The organism is Spirosoma utsteinense (assembly GCF_014282275.1).
GTDB lineage: Bacteria > Bacteroidota > Bacteroidia > Cytophagales > Spirosomataceae > Spirosoma > Spirosoma utsteinense.
Map to the genome: position 1 here is coordinate 88,764 of NZ_VFIA01000017.1, position 16,403 is coordinate 105,166.

The 16,403-nt window shown below is 48.0% G+C and carries 16 protein-coding genes; 11 read left to right on the forward strand and 5 right to left on the reverse strand.

Annotation, left to right across the window (positions count from 1 at the left end):
* Nucleotides 1–482 precede the first annotated feature (482 nt).
* From FH603_RS15050 to FH603_RS15080, 7 genes are read left to right on the forward strand one after another with little or no spacing between them, the layout of a single operon-like run.
* The gene (locus FH603_RS15050) at nt 483–1,337 is read left to right on the forward strand and encodes a polysaccharide biosynthesis/export family protein (protein WP_186738355.1); all 855 of its coding nucleotides are present in this window, start codon (nt 483–485) and stop codon (nt 1,335–1,337) included.
* A 7-nt stretch (nt 1,338–1,344) separates the two neighbouring features.
* Nucleotides 1,345–3,699, forward strand: coding sequence for a GumC family protein (locus FH603_RS15055; protein WP_186738356.1), 2,355 nt, complete (start codon nt 1,345–1,347; stop codon nt 3,697–3,699).
* 12 nt (nt 3,700–3,711) lie between these two features.
* Nucleotides 3,712–4,377, forward strand: a complete 666-nt coding sequence (locus FH603_RS15060) for a sugar transferase (protein WP_186738357.1) — start codon at nt 3,712–3,714, stop codon at nt 4,375–4,377.
* Nucleotides 4,377–5,750 (forward strand): lipopolysaccharide biosynthesis protein, encoded by a 1,374-nt coding sequence (locus FH603_RS15065; protein WP_186738358.1) that lies wholly within the window; start codon nt 4,377–4,379, stop codon nt 5,748–5,750. Before FH603_RS15060 ends, FH603_RS15065 begins: the two co-directional genes overlap by 1 nt.
* A 47-nt stretch (nt 5,751–5,797) precedes the next feature.
* Nucleotides 5,798–6,439 (forward strand): acyltransferase, encoded by a 642-nt coding sequence (locus tag FH603_RS15070; protein ID WP_186738359.1) that lies wholly within the window; start codon nt 5,798–5,800, stop codon nt 6,437–6,439.
* Nucleotides 6,432–7,787, forward strand: coding sequence for a hypothetical protein (locus FH603_RS15075; RefSeq protein ID WP_186738360.1), 1,356 nt, complete (start codon nt 6,432–6,434; stop codon nt 7,785–7,787). Before FH603_RS15070 ends, FH603_RS15075 begins: the two co-directional genes overlap by 8 nt.
* A complete protein-coding gene (locus FH603_RS15080; protein ID WP_186738361.1) occupies nt 7,784–8,677 on the forward strand; it encodes a glycosyltransferase family 2 protein in 894 nt (297 codons plus the stop codon). The genes FH603_RS15075 and FH603_RS15080 overlap by 4 nt, the downstream gene beginning before the upstream one ends.
* Here the strand turns inward: FH603_RS15080 and FH603_RS15085 are convergent.
* From FH603_RS15085 to FH603_RS15095, 3 genes are read right to left on the reverse strand one after another with little or no spacing between them, the layout of a single operon-like run.
* Nucleotides 8,649–9,854, reverse strand: coding sequence for a glycosyltransferase family 4 protein (locus tag FH603_RS15085; protein WP_186738362.1), 1,206 nt, complete (start codon nt 9,852–9,854; stop codon nt 8,649–8,651). The genes FH603_RS15080 and FH603_RS15085 overlap by 29 nt on opposite strands.
* Before the next feature lie 55 nt (nt 9,855–9,909).
* Entirely contained in the window at nt 9,910–10,830 is a 921-nt protein-coding gene (locus FH603_RS15090) for a glycosyltransferase family protein (RefSeq protein WP_186738363.1), read from the reverse strand.
* Between the two features lie 51 nt (nt 10,831–10,881).
* Nucleotides 10,882–11,610, reverse strand: a complete 729-nt coding sequence (locus FH603_RS15095) for a WecB/TagA/CpsF family glycosyltransferase (protein ID WP_235985247.1) — start codon at nt 11,608–11,610, stop codon at nt 10,882–10,884.
* A 443-nt stretch (nt 11,611–12,053) separates the two neighbouring features.
* Between FH603_RS15095 and FH603_RS15100 the strand changes: the two genes are divergently transcribed.
* Nucleotides 12,054–12,854 carry a hypothetical protein gene (locus tag FH603_RS15100; RefSeq protein ID WP_186738365.1) on the forward strand — a complete coding sequence of 267 codons (801 nt, stop codon included), beginning with the start codon at nt 12,054–12,056 and terminating at the stop codon, nt 12,852–12,854.
* Nucleotides 12,855–12,868: 14 nt separating this feature from the next.
* On the opposite strand, the gene FH603_RS15105 is transcribed toward FH603_RS15100, so the two are convergent.
* Nucleotides 12,869–13,192 carry a tetratricopeptide repeat protein gene (locus FH603_RS15105; protein ID WP_186738366.1) on the reverse strand — a complete coding sequence of 108 codons (324 nt, stop codon included), beginning with the start codon at nt 13,190–13,192 and terminating at the stop codon, nt 12,869–12,871.
* A gap of 112 nt (nt 13,193–13,304) precedes the next feature.
* Between FH603_RS15105 and FH603_RS15110 the strand changes: the two genes are divergently transcribed.
* The 3 genes from FH603_RS15110 to FH603_RS15120 all read left to right on the forward strand — a co-directional run bounded on the left by FH603_RS15110 (nt 13,305) and on the right by FH603_RS15120 (nt 15,851).
* On the forward strand, nt 13,305–14,042 hold the full coding sequence (locus FH603_RS15110) for an electron transfer flavoprotein subunit beta/FixA family protein (protein WP_186738367.1): 738 nt from the start codon (nt 13,305–13,307) through the stop codon (nt 14,040–14,042).
* 154 nt (nt 14,043–14,196) lie between these two features.
* A complete protein-coding gene (locus FH603_RS15115) occupies nt 14,197–15,159 on the forward strand; it encodes an electron transfer flavoprotein subunit alpha/FixB family protein (protein WP_186738368.1) in 963 nt (320 codons plus the stop codon).
* 95 nt (nt 15,160–15,254) lie between these two features.
* Nucleotides 15,255–15,851, forward strand: coding sequence for a bifunctional nuclease family protein (locus tag FH603_RS15120; protein WP_186738369.1), 597 nt, complete (start codon nt 15,255–15,257; stop codon nt 15,849–15,851).
* A gap of 65 nt (nt 15,852–15,916) precedes the next feature.
* Here FH603_RS15120 and FH603_RS15125 read toward each other — a convergent pair whose 3' ends face one another.
* Nucleotides 15,917–16,384 carry a PPC domain-containing DNA-binding protein gene (locus FH603_RS15125; RefSeq protein ID WP_235985248.1) on the reverse strand — a complete coding sequence of 156 codons (468 nt, stop codon included), beginning with the start codon at nt 16,382–16,384 and terminating at the stop codon, nt 15,917–15,919.
* Nucleotides 16,385–16,403 lie beyond the last annotated feature (19 nt).

Here is a 16,403-nt window from a genome sequence, read left to right on the forward strand (position 1 = left end):
CTAGAGTTAATTGCAAAAAATTGTTTTGAATTGATGAGCCAAGGCAATCTTTAGGTTGGTCTGGCACGAATGATGTAAAAGTTATTCGTCAGCAAATTCATCCTGATACAAGACATTGGTTACCTTTCTTATGGTGCGAATCATCATCAATCACACCTAATAAGTGCTAGCTAATAGGTTCTATTTCAGCAGAAAATAACTCTAAACCATAAAAGTGGGATGGTTATTCGTGTAAAAGTTATACTCAGATTGAGTTACTATGCTCATGATGAAGCGTCAGACAATGAGTATTTTCCTTGGAAGTAAGCTAAAGGTAGCTTTTGTGAACGTTGAGGTGCTTACCCAATTCACCCCTCCTAGTATACATACGTACACGACTAAATCAATTGGGTTAAGTCTCTCTGTATGGATCAATTACATAACCTAAAACCGCTATCCAGTGCTTCACGGTCAGGTATTTGCTTTTACGATTCTCCCACTCTATGAATTACGCTATTTATAGTCAGTCTGTAGTAATAAATAAAACAGTCCATCGCAAACTCATATGGCTCAATAGGAGCATTCTTGGCGTTAGTCTTGGTTTGTTTCTCGCAGCAACTGGGTGCGTGTCGTCCAAAAAGATAGTTTATTTTCAAAGTGATACTGACGCCGGCAATACAGTTCAAATGGCAGCGCCTTACGTACCAACTATCAAAGTGGGTGATGTTTTATCTATCCAGGTTAACAGTCTCAACCCGGAGGCTACTACGTTTTTTAACCCCTATGCACCCATGACGCTTGCCAGTGGCCGTACTGCCCAACCCACTAATACCAACGGTCTTCCCCCGATAGAGGGTTATCTGGTATCGCCTGATGGTGAAATTGAGCTACCACTCATCGAACTAATCCAGGCAAAAGGGTTAACAGTGACTCAACTAAAAGAAAAAGTCCGTCAAAAGTTACAGACATACCTCAAAGAGCCAACCGTAAATATACGAAACCTGAATTTTCGTATTTCGGTACTTGGAGAAGTGGTACGTCCTTCACTTTTCACCGTTCCCAATGACCAGATTACGTTAATTGAAGCAATCAGCTTAGCGGGCGATGCCACCATCTACGGACGGCGCGATAATGTACTTGTTGTACGGGAAGAAAATGGGCAGAAGACATTTGCCCGTATTGATATTACAAAGCGTAACCTCTTCCGCTCCCCCTACTACTACCTGCACCCGAACGATATAGTATACGTAGAACCGGGAAAAGCGCGTGTCTCCAATGCAGACCAGTTCTATCAACTCGTACCGGCAATCTTAAGCGCTCTATCGTTCCTCGCCATCATAATCACCCGTCGTAACTGAACTGATCATGGCAACAAATTCATCAAATTATTCGTACGTGCCTTATCAGGTCATGGACATGGGTGGCACTGACCTACGGGCCACACTGCTACGTTACTTCCGCCATTGGTATTGGTTCATTTTATCGACCGGATTGATGCTCGCTCTCGCGTTTTTTTATCTACGCTACCAGCAGCCTACCTATAAAAGTCAGGCCAGCTTACTGGTTAAAGACGAAAAGAAAGGCCTGGATTCGGAGAGCATGCTTAAAGAGTTGGAAATTTTTGCTCCCAAGAAAGTAGTCGAAAACGAGATCGAAGTACTAAAGTCATACACGCTGATGGATCGGGTAGTGAAGCAGCTTCATCTCGATGTCGTTTACTGGCGAGACACTCCGTTTGGAAAACGGGAGATATTTAATCAGTCACCCATCCGTCTAATTGTCGAACAGGCTAAATCCAGCTTGTATGTCGCGGATAAACCACTTAAAATTTCGTTCGTCAATACGACTACGGTACGTATTGACGATCAACTTTGTCCTATCAATAGCAGCGTTCAAACGCCTTACGGACGATTACGGATTTTTACACGACAACCAATTTCTGTAGCTACCGAGCCCGTTTACGTACAGGTTTTCAGCCACGTCAAGGTGGTTAACGATTACCTGAGGGTCCTTAAGGCCGAGCCAACCAGTAAAGCATCGACGGTAATTATGCTTTCGCTTGAGACTGGCGTTCCAGACAAAGGAGAAGTTATTCTCAATCGGCTCATCGACGTTTATAACGAAGCAGCTGTACTGGACAAGAATCGGGTTGCGTCCAATACGTTGAATTTCATTGAAGAGCGCTTACAGCTGGTGGCCGGTGAACTGGAGACCGTTGAAAAAGGTGTTGAACGGTATAAATCTGCTCAGGGTATCACCGATTTAACTACCCAGGCCCAGGGATTTCTGGAAACTGTACAGCGGAATGATGCCGAGCTTAGTCAGGTGTCAATACAACTGGGTACGTTACGCGATATCGAAGAATACATACAGCAACAACCCGGTAATCGGAACGGCACGCCGGCTACGTTAGGACTAAGTGACCCTACCCTCATCAACCTTATTCAAACAGCAACCAAACTAGAAGTTCAGCGCAACGAACTGGCACAGACGGTTCCGGAGCAAAACCCCCTTCTTCGCACCATCAATGCGCAGATCAGGTCTGTCAAGGCCGATATAGCTGAAAATGTAGGAACGATGCGGACCATGCTTACCACGGCTCAACGTCAGTTTGCCCAGACGAACGAAAAGATTGAAGGCACTATCCGAACCATTCCAGCCAAAGAAAGGGCACTGTTGAATATAACCCGGCAGCAGGCGATCAAAAATGAATTATACACCTATCTGTTGCGCAAACGTGAAGAGACGGCCGTATCCTTTGCTTCTACCATATCCGACTCCCGAGTGATCGACGTTGCGCGCAGTGACATCAAGCCAGCCAAACCGAACCAACCCCTTACCTACCTGTTGTTTTTGTTGATCGGCTTGATAATTCCCGTCGGCTTCATGGCTACACGCGACGTAGTCAACAATCGGGTAATCCGGCGGACTGACGTAGAGGAGCAAACACAGACCCCTATCCTTGGCGAGATTGTTCGAAAAAGGTCTCCTGACTCACTGGTCGTGTCTTCCAGAATGCATTCAGTCATTTCAGAGCAGATTCGGGCGCTTCGCACCAACCTCAGTTTCCTTCGCGAAAGCCGCACCGGGAGCCAGGTACTCCTGTTTACCTCCAGTATCAATGGCGAGGGAAAATCGTTTCTTTCCCTGAACCTTGGTGCCAGCCTTGCTCTGGTCGGATCACGCACAGTGATTCTGGAAATGGACCTTCGGAAACCACAGCTTCGCAACTCACTGGACCTGGCCGACGGACCTGGACTAAGCAACTACCTGATTGGAGAAAGCGCCGTTGATGCCCTGATTCAGCCCATTGACGACAACGAGAACTACTACATCATACGCAGCGGTCCCTTACCACCCAACCCGTCAGAATTACTGAGCAGTAGCCTGCTGGAGAAGTTGATCATTGAACTGCGGGAGCGATTTGACTATGTCATCATTGATGCTCCGCCGGTCGGGTTAGTGACCGACGCGCAGTTGATCGCTCCTTTCGCCGATGCAACACTTTATATTGTTCGCCATGACGTCACCCCCAGAAATTACCTGAAAATGGTTGAAATGCTACACCGGGAAAAGCGCTTCAACAAACTCAACATAGTACTCAACGGCGTAGGCGACGGTGAGCCAAACTATTACAGTTATGGCCATAAAGGCTATGCCTATGGCACCGACGATGGCAAGAAGAAAACGTTGTTGAGCCGGTTACGATCTAACTCTTAATTTGTCTCCATCATGGTCTCTAATGCGCTGGACCCCCATCATATAAAGGCTCGCATCAAGCACCCTATCCTCATCAGGCGTATCGATTATGGCGGCAAACGTGTATTCGATTTAGTAGTAGCTGGTTTGGTTACTGTATTTCTGCTGAGCTGGCTGATCCCACTCGTCGGGATAGTGATTATGCTTACCTCTCGAGGTCCAGCCATTTTTATGCAGACGCGCTCAGGTTTGAACGGGCGACACTTCACATGCTATAAATTTCGTACCATGCGTTGGTCAGCCAGCAAAGGCCCTTTTACCCAGGCATTGAAAGATGATGCGCGGGTAACGCCAATCGGTCGGTTTTTACGACGTACTAACCTTGATGAGATGCCCCAGTTCCTGAACGTCTTGGTAGGCCATATGAGTATTGTAGGGCCACGCCCCCACCCTATCCAACTCGATGCGGAATTCTGGTTCAGCCTCCCAAACTATCCACATCGCTATCAGGTCAAACCCGGAATTACAGGTTTGGCGCAGGCCTGTGGCTGTAGGGGAGAAACCAGAAGCCCCCTCAAGATGAAACATCGCCTGATGTACGATCAATTTTACATTCAGAAAGCTTCCATGTGGCTGGATATTTCGATTTGCCTGCAAACATTGATTTCTATGATGAGAGGAAACACGGATGCTTTCTAATGCCGACGAAATTAGGTTTATTGTTTGCTAAACTCAGCAGATCAGGGAGCGTCGACGCTCGTAGTCTGATCGTTTATAAAAATGTATTTCAATCCGTTTTCATAAAAGGATTGAGCATACTCATTGGCTTCCTTACCATTCCGCTCACGCTTACCTACATAAGTGTTGACGATTTTGGTATCTGGATGACCATAACCTTCCTCACCTCCTGGTTCAGTCTGGTCGACGTTAGTTTTGGAAACGGATTACGGAACAGTTTAGTCGTTTTTTTCAACACGGGCGATACCCGGACAGCCCAGCAATACGTCAGTACGCTGTATTTCTTGTCGGTGGGAGTGGCGCTGTTACTCGCGATCGCCTTCGTAGTTATCGGGCACTACCTGAACTGGACATCGTTGCTGAATATCCGGAGCGATAATCCAGAACAGGTCAATGGCATTATCACCTACACACTGGTTAGTTTCAGTGCTCAGGTAGTACTGAAACCCATTCATTCTATACTGCTTGCCGACCAGAAAGCAGCGCTGGCAGGATGGCTCCTATTACTGATCAATGCGCTGATCATTGCAATCATTTATTTCGGAACCGGTCACCTTGACAAATCATTGATGCTTGTGGCTCATATCTACAACCTGGTCCCTTTAGGCGTTCTCGGTTCAGCATCGCTGTATTTCTTTTTCGTTCCCTACGCCAGTATTGCCCCGCGCTACTCTCAAATCGACCTTTCTCTAAGCCGGGAGTTATTTAGTTTGGGCGGGCAATTTTTTGTACTTCAACTGGTCAGTGTACTTGTGTTTACGTCAGGTGGGTTATTTATTTCTTATTTCCTGGGATCGGACAAGGTGACGCCCTACAGCATCGCAAATAAATACTTTAGTGTTGTCACGGTCTTATATGGGATTGTCATTACTCCTTACTGGTCGGCTTTTACTGATGCTTATGTGAAGCAGGATACAGCCTGGATCAACCATACGTTACGCCAGCTAAATCGCATCAGCGCCGGTATGGCCATACTAGCGGGCCTTATGCTACTAGCCGCTAACGCTGTTTTTAAGGTTTGGATTGGACCTCAAGTCTATGTTCCCACAGAGCTGTCTGTATCGCTTATGCTTTATGTAATCAGCTTCATCTTCCTGAGTAACTATAATTCCTTTATCAACGGAACGGGTAAAGTTCGGGTCCTGGTCTACGCATCGCTCATCGGCGTAATTCTCTATGTGGCCTTAACCACACTACTGTTTCGCTGGATTGAGGCAGGGCCCACCAGCGTCGTCATTGCAGGCACAGTCTGGAATATAGCCCTACTGCTGGTATGTGTGGTAGAATACAGAAGAATCGTACAGCACATGCCCCCAATAAGCGCCAGCAACTGAATCCAGCTCTAACGCTCGTCCCCCGCCCATCCTTTATTGATAACGCGATGCTATTCAATACGATTCGACTCACTTTCCGTCTTATTCGATTTGGCTGGCGACGTAGTCGGCGAGCAGCCGAATCAGTTATTACCCGGATTATGTTTTATCTGAATAAGGTGGCGTATGGGTCGGGCATGAAGAGTTGTGGCATACCGGTAGTAGATATCAATGAGGGCTGTATAATGACGGTTGGGACAGCCTTTAGCATGAACAACGGTCTAAATCATAACCGGATAGGCCGTCAGCAACCCTGCTTTTTCATTGCCGATCTGGGCGGTACAATCCAGATTGGTAACCGTGTTGGCATGAGTGGTACCGCACTGGTTTGTCATAACGCCATTACAATTGGCGATGATGTAACGATTGGAGGCAATACCGTAATTTATGATACCGACTTTCACTCGCTCAATTCGGGCAGGCGCGTTGGCTTCCAGGATAATCACCTGGCCAGGACAGCACCGGTTTTTATTCAGGCTCACGCCTTTATTGGCTCCCATGCAACCATCCTGAAAGGTGTGACTATTGGTGAGCGCGCCGTTATTGCGGCTGGCTCTGTCGTGACAAAAAATGTGCCACCCAACCAGATATGGGGGGGAAATCCGGCTAAATTTCTTCGACTTCTTGACGATCCATCTGTCCATGAGTAAAAACTTACTAATGCTCGTATGTTGTGCCTTGGCTCAACTGACGCCGGTAGCCTACAAAACGTTGTTCGAATATGGCGAATACTATATCTATCCGTCAATGCTGAGCCATACCTTGCTCAGTATACCGATTATCGTACTGTTTCTTCTCAAAAATCGCTATAGCAAAGCTTTTTTAGTCATCTGGATAGCCTGGCTGTATGTTGGCGAGCTAAAAATTCTGACCTATTACGCCATTAACCCTTACTATATAGCCATGGACGAAGGGTGTATAATCTACAATATCTATTTGATTTTCATGAGTATAGGTATGCTCGTTCATGACACTAACACCCGCATACCTATACCGTCGCCCGAGGACAAAGCCATCGGTCGACCACTTTACGACGACCTGGGCTGGCTGGAGTATTTCCTGCTGGCTTTCCCCTTGATCTGGCTTGCCGATTTTGTGCGTAACGTAGGCTTTATCCCTATTTTTTCGGGCAGTGACGTTACCGATACGATGTATGGCCTCAACTATGGCTACGTCTATAACTTTGGTTTTTTTAACTGCCTGTCAGCGGTTTTGATTTACGATCGATTTCTTCGGTGCCCTTCCAGGACAGGCAAAGCGTTGTGGTTGGTTATGTTGCTACTGATCATACTGATTATGTCCGCCGACAGCAAACGGCTGTATTTACTGGTATCACTGCTTGCCATATTCGTTTATGACAAATTGCTGGCTGGTTCGCTGACCATCAATACGAAAACGATTCTACTCATGATCAGTGGTGTAATCTTATATGTAGGTCTCCAGAACATTCGACTGGGCAGCGCTACGGATTCCCCCTTTGAGCGCGACGGCTTTCCCTTGGGGGCTGAATTTCGTGAATACATTCGTGCCGTTAATGAATTTAAACCCGGAGAGATTCCTGGATATGATCTGGCATCAAGCACGGTAGGTGCGTTTGCTAATTCATTCCTGCTCAAGCTGGCTGGTTTCGATAAATCCGAACTGGTACATAAAGACAGTGCGTATACGTTCATGAAGCTCTTCGACAGCGAAAACACGCTGGGTATACGCACCGGTCTCACGTCTGAATTATACTTTGCTTACGGCTTTTATGGCCTGCTGTTCATGATCCTTTTCGGATGGTTAATCAGCTACCTCTCGTATCGATTGGTATGCGTGTCCCAAAAGTCCAGCCTACTTTTTCTAAGTACGATCTTCGGCCTACTTGTACTAACTGCTTTTGGCCAGAGTTCTGTGACGGTGGGGTGTCTTTGCGTCCTGCTCTATCTATACGGCCTGTTTGCTCTGGTGAAATTTTTCAATCGCCATCCGGCGGATTCACAACCGCAGACGACATGATCTATATTGTGATTCCGGTTCATAATCGTAAAGCCTTCACGCTGGGTTGTTTACACTGTCTGGCCCAGCAAACGGTTACGGACAGGCTGGTAATTGTAGTCGACGATGGGTCTACCGATGGTACCGGTGAACAGGTCAGGAAACAGTTTCCTGATGTAGTGGTGCTAACGGGCAACGGCAGCCTTTGGTGGGCGGGTGCTACTAATCTGGGCGTTCGGTATGTGCTCGACACGCTGGACCCTGATGCAGATGATTTTATTCTCACCCTGAACGACGACATAAGCATTAATTCAGGTTATCTGGCGAACCTGCTGATAGCTTCTAAGGCCAACCAGCGTTGCCTGATCGGATCAGTATCGGTCGATGTAAAGCCACCTCACGCATTGCTTTACGCTGGCACACGCCACAATTTTCTTGTTGCAAAAATTGAGGACCAGGCCACTACCCGTTTCACTAATAAGTACGCTTCGTTGCTCCAAAACAGCTCGTGTATTGGCTCAGATAGTCTGCCAGGCCGAGGTATGTTAGTACCTATACCGGTTTTCAGGGCCATTGGTGTCTTTGATGACCGTCGGTTCTGCCACCATATGGCCGACCTCGACTTTTCGATTCGTGCCCGTAAGGCAGGTTTTCCTTTGCTTATTTCATCAGCCAGTGTAGTCTATGAGTATAGTGATGCAACCGGCGTAGATGTGTCGAAACCCATGTCCCTACGGCTTTTTTGGCAAGCCTTATCGGCCATTAAATCACCTATCAACTATCAAGTTCGACACCACTTTGCCCTGAAACACGCTCCTTTCCCTTACCTCTATATTGGGATTGACATGCTTCGAATTATTGGTGGCTATGTAATCAGGCAGATCAAAGCGACTTTAGCAATGGATCGGTAAGCGCTTGTTTTCCGATTAGTTCACTGTATAGGGTTAGCGTCGTCTGTAGCGAAACGTCTTTCGTGTAGCGAGCCTGAAATTCCCCATAGGCTTGTTGTCCCCATCGATGCCGCCCTAGCGAATCGTGGTTAAAAATACGGATCGTTCGGCCTAATTCGAGACTATCACCCGTTCGGAATAAAAGGCCTGTATCCCCATCTCGTACAATCTGATTGAGATTGTGTTGGTCCGAGCAAATAACGGGCGTACCCGAAGCAAAAGCCTCCAGAATGACCGTGGGAAGCCCCTCATACCAGAGGGATGGTACAATCAGCGCACGACATCGTTTTAAGGCATCGAGCACAACGGCACGAGGTTGTTTTCCCCGATAGCGAATGGTTGGCGTCCGTTCAGATGCCCGTATCACATCGGGTACTAAAGGCCCATCACCTATGATTTCAAGAGGGAAGCCGTCTGTTTCGGCAGCCATCAGTAATACACCAACTCCTTTTTCAACTGTGAGCCGCCCGGCATACAGGAAAAAATCACTTCGTTCGTCGGGCCGGGTATATCCGGCATCGGCAACAAAATTGGCTTTAACGGTTACCTGTTCCGGTAGTAATTTCAGTGATGAACTGAGGATTTTCTGTCGGGCAAAGTCTGTCACCACGATAAAGCGATCCACAAGTTTCCAGATGCCAGTCAGTTTATGAAGCGACGTAATTGCTGTTAGATGAGCCGATTGAGCCGGGGAATCACGAAAACAGGCATTTCTTATACCAGCCAACGGCAATGTCTGGGTCAGACATATTTCACAGGATACTTTCCCTTCACGCATGAGCAGGCCATTCAGGCACACTAACCGGTAATTGTGCAACGTCATTACAACAGGTAGCTGTCGTTTCTTAGCGACCCTGATAACCGATGCCGACGCCGTATAGAACAGGTTATGAATGTGTATAATATCGGGTTTGAATCGATCGATAGCCTGATTAAGCCGACTAGCCGACTGTAGGTTATACAGGGATTGAACTGCCGAACGGGCATTACCCAGTAGCGTCCCATCAAAGCTGTCGTTGTTGAATATCAGGGTTTCTACCGTAATTCCATTGTCTCGAAGTAAATCACATTCGTGTTCAAAAACAGTATCTTCTCCGCCCCCCTGCTGGTAATAATTATGTAGTAGTAATAGGCGCATGATTGGGTTGGATAATAAACAGGATTATGGCTGAAATGGAATAAATGACAATTCTTCAGGCAAGTTTTGTCCCTCGAAAGAGAGTCATACCATACGTCAGAAGTTTGTTCCAGATGCGAACGGGAACACTAAACTTCCTGCGGAACTGACGATCGTACCGTGGATTGGTTTGTACCGTCTGAGGAAATGTAAAGAGCCGTTGCCTGCCGGTGTCTAAAACTGGCTGGTAGCGGTCGTAGACAACTTCGGTAGTTGAGTCAGGCGAGTCGACTCCAATATTGATGGTTTTAGAAACAGTTGGGTAGAGTGTATAACCACCCGATTTGAACTGACTATAACACAGCCGAATATCCCAGGCATCGATCTCCCGTGTTTTTGCCCGTCTCAGCATCCGAACCCGGTCACTTCCTCCTCTATTGAACCGTTGGCGAGCCCCGGGATCGTTCATGAACTCATCAAAGTCTCGAAGGCCCCAATCGACCTGCTGCCATCGGTCGGCCCAGATTGCCCAACCCCAGGCGCAGGTTCGTTGAAAAAAATAGCCATCAGGTATATAATCGACGGGCCGTTTAAGCGGGAGCGTATATCCCCCTATCGAAAAAACGGCTGGTTCATGACCAAACTGATTCAATCCCTGGTTCATAAAATCCAGAAAGTTGGGGGTTGTCACGACATCGTCTTCGAGTACGATCACCGACGGGTGTCGTTTCAGAACCTGGGTTACTCCGGCTATGATGGAATTGGCGCAACCAATGTTTGTAGGGCTATAGGACGTATGAACTCTACTGAAGCCTTTAACATCATCCACTAGTGCCCGAACGGCTTCTACTTTGGAAACCTCGTCGGCATGACGGGGGCCATCGACGAATACGTATAAGTCGGTTTGGGGGGCCAGATAGTTGGCTTGTAGAGCGGCCAGTGTCTGTTTTAATTCCAAAGCACGTTTAAAAGCAAAAAGAATTACGGGGGCAGGCATGACGTGAAGAAGTAAGTGGAGGCAGCAAATCCAACCGGCCATATGGCAGGATCAGGGATGCATGTAGTGCGAATACAACTGTCTGAAAAAGTGGCAAATGAACCAGAAGTTCGTAGTAACATACCGACCAAACAGCCGGCGGGGCTCCTGTACAAATCGAAAGAGCCACTCTAACCCAGCTCGTTGCATCCAGTTGGGCGCGCGTCGCTGCTCGCCAACCAGTACGGGAAGCGCCCCCCCAATACCCAGCAAAACGGCCGGAATGCGACCAGAAACTGAGGCCATCCATTTTTCCTGTTTAGGGCATCCCAGCGCAACAAACACCAGGCCAGCGCCCGACGAGACGATAGCGTCAACAATGTGGGCCTCTTCGCCAGACGTAAGCGGCTGAAACGGGGGAGAAATCAGGCCTGCTACCTGAAGCGTGGGGTGATGTTCAGCACAGAAGGCCGAACACCGTTTCAAAATAGAGGGGGTACTACCATAGAAGAAAACGGGTAGCCCCATACGAGCCGCTTCATACAGCAGCGTGGGCAGTACATCCAGACCCGTTATGCGCTCCTGACGTACTTTATAAAGAGCCCGCAATGCCCAAAGTAGCGGCACACCGTCACCTGTTACCCAAGTGGCACTATTGACCGAACGGGCAAAGGCAGGATCACGAACAGCTTCTACTGCCATGTGCGCATTAGCGCAGCAAACATAAGCAGAGCGCCGTAGCTGGGCTACCTGAAGTACGTCCCGAATAAACGCATCATAAGACTGAAGGGTAAGAAACAAGCTGATAACCCGTTTGCGAACCGGTACCAGCTCAGAGGAACAGGCAGTGTTTTCGATAGAATAACAAGTGTGATCTGGCGGGGTATAGGTGGGCATATTGGTATCACAGAAGAATCGAACACTATAGGATCAATGCAATCTTAGACGCACCGAATCCGGCAAGTAACTTTTTTCAGCTTTAAATAAAGTTGTTACATTTTCCTTGCCAGACCACAAAAACAGATCGATTAAAATTCTCTTCTCCTTCGCCTACTCTAAAGACCATACCGGTGTAAACGTCAACGGGGCCAGTAACCGGAAGACGAAGTCGGCATCTGGTTGCTGGCCCAAAACAACTTGTTGATATAGCCGTAAAAAGTAACCGTACCCTTCGATTATCAAACCCCTATTCCTGTATATTTACATCGGCGAACGCACGCTAAGCCCTGACAGTCAATTCGTTTATGAAGACTTCATCTCTACCTCTTTTTCTTCTGCTAATCGGACTGCCAGCCAGCCTGCTGACGGGCTGTGTGCCAACAGTTATGACCCACCGGCTCGAACCCATATCAGGTGATCTGGCGACGATCGACGGGCGGGTCGTTACCAAAGCCGAACGTGATGGTGTAGGGGTAGTTGCTTCGTTTGAGCGAGAGGACATGGATTTTGTGGTTCTTGACGTCGAAGTCAAAAACCACACTTCTCATTCTATTGACGTGAATCCGGCTGATTTTCACTTTACCGCACTTGATGCTATGCAGGATACGCTCAAAAATTCGAACAGCACCGGTCTGCTCATAGCCCGTACAGCGGCTAACCCAACTTATGAAATGGGTCGTATGGGAATGAAGCGTAAACTTGAAGAGAAGCGACTGAAACGGGCAAAAGTAATCAATACGATCCTTCTGGTGGCAGCAGTAGCTTCAGACGTTTCTGCTACGAGCAGCAGCCGCTCTTATCGCGAATGGGCGGCAAAACGTGTTTCCCACGATGTTGCCTATCAGGCTATTGCGGCCAAACGGGTCATTGACCACAGCACCTTTTCCAATCGTATGCAACGCTATGATTATGAAGAATACCGGTGGCGCGAACTGGCTCTACGCGAAAACGCTCTCGCTTCCGGTGAGTCGGTTCGCGGATTTGTCTACCTTCCCAAAGTGTTGGGAGCCCGGTATTTGGCCATCAGATATACAGTACCCGAGCAGGCCAGCGTCCCGTTACTTTTTAAACAGGAACTTGTTAAGAACAAGAAAAAACGGCGATAGTAACGCTATACCGCTCACCAGGCATCTTCTTCAAAAGCACGCTGCGCCCGTTCCAGCTCCAGTACTGTTTTGGCATTATTTTGCGCTCCTGCCAGCACAATCCCTTTTTCGTATAGCTCAGCCGCCCGTTCACGTTCGCCCAGTTCAGCGTATAGGGCGGCCGCGTGATAGTACGTTGGCAGGTAATCAGGATGTTCGGTTAGTAGCTGATCAAAATACGGCCGTGCCTGTTCGGACCTGCCATTTATGAATTCCATAGCCAGGGCGTAAACATTGAAAGGCTCGCCGGGTTCTTCCTGTACAAATCGAATTAATTGTTGGATACGGTCGTTATTCATACGCGCAGGAAAAAATAGTATGCATGCATACTTTCTAGGTGAATTTTGTACTTTTGCGCCGTAAAGTTGGTCGGTAACGACCCGATTTCCACGAACTAAAACCACATAACCAATGAAAATTTTAGTGTGTGTGACGAGTGTGCCCGACACCACCACCAAAATCGCCTTCACGGACAATAACACCAAACTTAACAAAGCCGGTGTAACGTTCATTACCGGCCCTTATGACGACTATGCTCTGGCGAGGGCCGTTGAACTTAAAGAAAAGCTTGGAGCCAGCGTAACTGTCCTGAACGTAGGGGGTGCCGATGCTGAACCTGTGATTCGCAAATGCCTGGCAATTGGCGCGGATGATGCGATTCGGGTTAACGCAGAGCCGACCGATGCTTATTTTGTAGCCGAACAAATCGCGGCTATTGCAAAAGAAACCAATTACGACCTTATTCTGATGGGCCGGGAGTCTATCGACTATAATGGTGGTCAGGTCCATGGCATTGTGGGCGAAATGCTCGGTATGCCATCGATTTCCCCTGTCATGCTACTCGATATCAATGGGGATACCGCCAGTATTACCCGCGAAATTGAAGGTGGTAAGGAGAGCCTCGAAGCGAAGCTGCCCCTCGTATTAGGCTGTCAGGAGCCAATTGCGGAATGGAAAATACCGAACATGCGTGGTATTATGACTGCCCGCACCAAACCGCTTAGAATAGTTGAACCCGTTAGCACTCAAACGCTGACCGCTGTTGGTAGTTATGAACTTCCAGCTCCACGGGGAGCCGTTAAAATGATTAAGGCCGAAGACGCTGAAATGCTGATCCAGCTCCTCCGCACCGAAGCAAAAGTTATCTGATCAGCGCCGTTAACGACCTTGCCAGCTGGTGAGTCAGGAGCTTACCATATTAGTAAGCATAACTATCTGCTTACACGCGGTGGCCATCTCGTTAACTGACCAATATCTTAAGGGCTTTACCTGATTATTGAACCAACTCACTAACATCGATATTATGTCCGTTCTTATTTTTGCTGAATTAGACGAGGGTAAACTTAAAAAATCTTCACAGGAAGCTATATTTTACGGTGCCAAGGTTGCTGGTATGCTGGGAACATCGGCGACTGCGATTGTACTTGGCGCGGCCGATGATAGCGAACTGGCCCTGGCCGGTCGTTTTGGCGCGGCTAAAGTTCTCCATGCTACCGACACGAAACTGAATGAGCCCAATGGTATGGCTTATGCTACCGTTGTGGCAGCTGCGGCTCAGCAGGAAGGCACTAAAGTTATCGTGCTGGCCAAGTCCTCACTAGCCGATGCCATGACGGCACGACTGGCGGGAAAGCTAAAGGCGGGTCTGGCAGCCAACGTTATTGAGCTACCGGATTTATCGACTGGCTTTCGCGTTAAGAGCAGCATTTACACCGGCAAAGCATTTGCTTACAATGATCTGAAAGCTGATATAAAGATTCTGGCAATCAAGAAAAATACGATTGTAACCGAAGAAACAGAGGCTTCCGCTACCATTGAGAATTTCACGCCTACACTTAACGACGCCGATTTTGTTGTCAACGTAAAAAGCACCGAGAAAGCAACCGGCGACATTCTTCTGCCCGAAGCAGACCTTGTTGTTTCAGCTGGTCGTGGGCTTAAAGGCCCCGAAAACTGGGGTATCGTAGAAGACCTGGCCAACGCCTTGCATGCTGCTACAGCCTGTTCAAAACCGGTGTCGGACTTGGATTGGCGCCCTCACCACGAACACGTAGGTCAAACCGGCATTAAGGTTAGCCCTAATTTATACATCGCAGCGGGTATATCGGGAGCTATTCAACATTTAGCTGGTGTAAACTCCTCGAAGGTAATTGTTGTTATCAACAAAGACCCTGATGCGCCGTTCTTCAAGTCGGCAGACTATGGCATTGTTGGTGATGTATTCGACGTGCTGCCGCGGCTGACAAAAGCGGCACAGGCTCTGTAAAAAGTTGTAAGTTGTAGCAGTCGTAAGTCGTAAGTGACTACGCCTATTTTTCACTTACAACTTGTTGACTTACGACTTACGACTAAATTTGCGCCGTGGATAAAATTAAGCTGGAAATATTAGGACTGTCACCCAGCCAGTCGCAATCGGGTTCGTTTGCGCTGGTGCTGGGAGAAGAGTACGGCAACCGTCGGTTACCGATCATCATTGGTATGTTCGAAGCGCAGGCCATTGCCATTGAAATAGAAAAGATTGTGCCGAACCGGCCAATGACACACGATTTGTTCAAGCAGTTTGCCGAACAATTCAAATTCACGGTTCGTGAGATCATGATCTCCGACCTCCGTGAAGGTATATTCTTCGCTAAAATCGTATGCTTCGACGGCGTTCGGGAATCAATTATCGACGCCCGGCCATCCGATGCCATTGCCATTGGCATTCGGTTCGACGTACCGATTTATACCAATGAATCGATTTTGTCAGAAGCTGGCATTACAGCCAGTGGAAGTGAAGAAGAAGATGAACAGGAGGAGTTAGTACGTTCATCGAATCGTCCATCGGCAAAATCTTTCGGCGACCAGTTGAAAAATTCGTCGGCAGAAGAATTACAGCGACTGCTTGAAGAAGCCCTCGGCAATGAGGAGTACGAACGGGCCGCTAAAATTCGCGACGAAATGAGTAAGCGTAATTAATCAATCAGGTTTATATCCATTTACCAGCAGAAGCCGCTCAAGTCGAGCGGCTTCTGTTGTTCAACCTATTTTAGTTTGCGCTTCCGGACAACTAGCTCGCGGTAGCCGAAGGTCGGATCCACTTCCCGGACGTAGTCAAGGCTGGGCATAACGCCAATTAAGATCTCAGCCGTTGTATAAATTTTACAACCTTCCAGCAGATGCCCTCCCAGTGTCCGTCCCGTCGAGTCCGACACCGATAAATGGACATGGCTCCCATTAGCCGACAAGGTTCCAACAAGCGATACAATTTCATAATATCCCTTCCAGACACTTGGCCCATCCTGGTTCGCCAATCGCAGGCTCACATCGGTCAGGCTACCCACACAAGTCAGTACAGCACCTGCTCCAACACGCTGCTTTTTTACCACCGCGTCAAGTTCAGCCTTCAAATCCTGACCCGGCCGAAGCCGGAATGAATACGTTTGCATGGGCGCAGCAACAGCCTCCACAGGAATAGTAACAGGTTGAGCAGAACTTGGAGGAGTGTTCATATACGAGAATAATAGAGTC

Bases quoted from the DNA above. Each gene is read 5' to 3' on its own strand.
- FH603_RS15085 (WP_186738362.1), bottom strand. From the start codon at position 9,854: ATGCGCCTATTACTACTACATAATTATTACCAGCAGGGGGGCGGAGAA.
- FH603_RS15110 (WP_186738367.1), top strand. From the start codon at position 13,305: ATGAAAATTTTAGTGTGTGTGACGAGTGTGCCCGACACCACCACCAAA.
- FH603_RS15055 (WP_186738356.1), top strand. From the start codon at position 1,345: ATGGCAACAAATTCATCAAATTATTCGTACGTGCCTTATCAGGTCATG.
- FH603_RS15115 (WP_186738368.1), top strand. From the start codon at position 14,197: ATGTCCGTTCTTATTTTTGCTGAATTAGACGAGGGTAAACTTAAAAAA.
- FH603_RS15100 (WP_186738365.1), top strand. From the start codon at position 12,054: ATGAAGACTTCATCTCTACCTCTTTTTCTTCTGCTAATCGGACTGCCA.
- FH603_RS15050 (WP_186738355.1), top strand. From the start codon at position 483: ATGAATTACGCTATTTATAGTCAGTCTGTAGTAATAAATAAAACAGTC.
- FH603_RS15105 (WP_186738366.1), bottom strand. From the start codon at position 13,192: ATGAATAACGACCGTATCCAACAATTAATTCGATTTGTACAGGAAGAA.
- FH603_RS15060 (WP_186738357.1), top strand. From the start codon at position 3,712: ATGGTCTCTAATGCGCTGGACCCCCATCATATAAAGGCTCGCATCAAG.
- FH603_RS15065 (WP_186738358.1), top strand. From the start codon at position 4,377: ATGCCGACGAAATTAGGTTTATTGTTTGCTAAACTCAGCAGATCAGGG.
- FH603_RS15125 (WP_235985248.1), bottom strand. From the start codon at position 16,384: ATGAACACTCCTCCAAGTTCTGCTCAACCTGTTACTATTCCTGTGGAG.
- FH603_RS15075 (WP_186738360.1), top strand. From the start codon at position 6,432: ATGAGTAAAAACTTACTAATGCTCGTATGTTGTGCCTTGGCTCAACTG.
- FH603_RS15090 (WP_186738363.1), bottom strand. From the start codon at position 10,830: ATGCCTGCCCCCGTAATTCTTTTTGCTTTTAAACGTGCTTTGGAATTA.
- FH603_RS15070 (WP_186738359.1), top strand. From the start codon at position 5,798: ATGCTATTCAATACGATTCGACTCACTTTCCGTCTTATTCGATTTGGC.
- FH603_RS15080 (WP_186738361.1), top strand. From the start codon at position 7,784: ATGATCTATATTGTGATTCCGGTTCATAATCGTAAAGCCTTCACGCTG.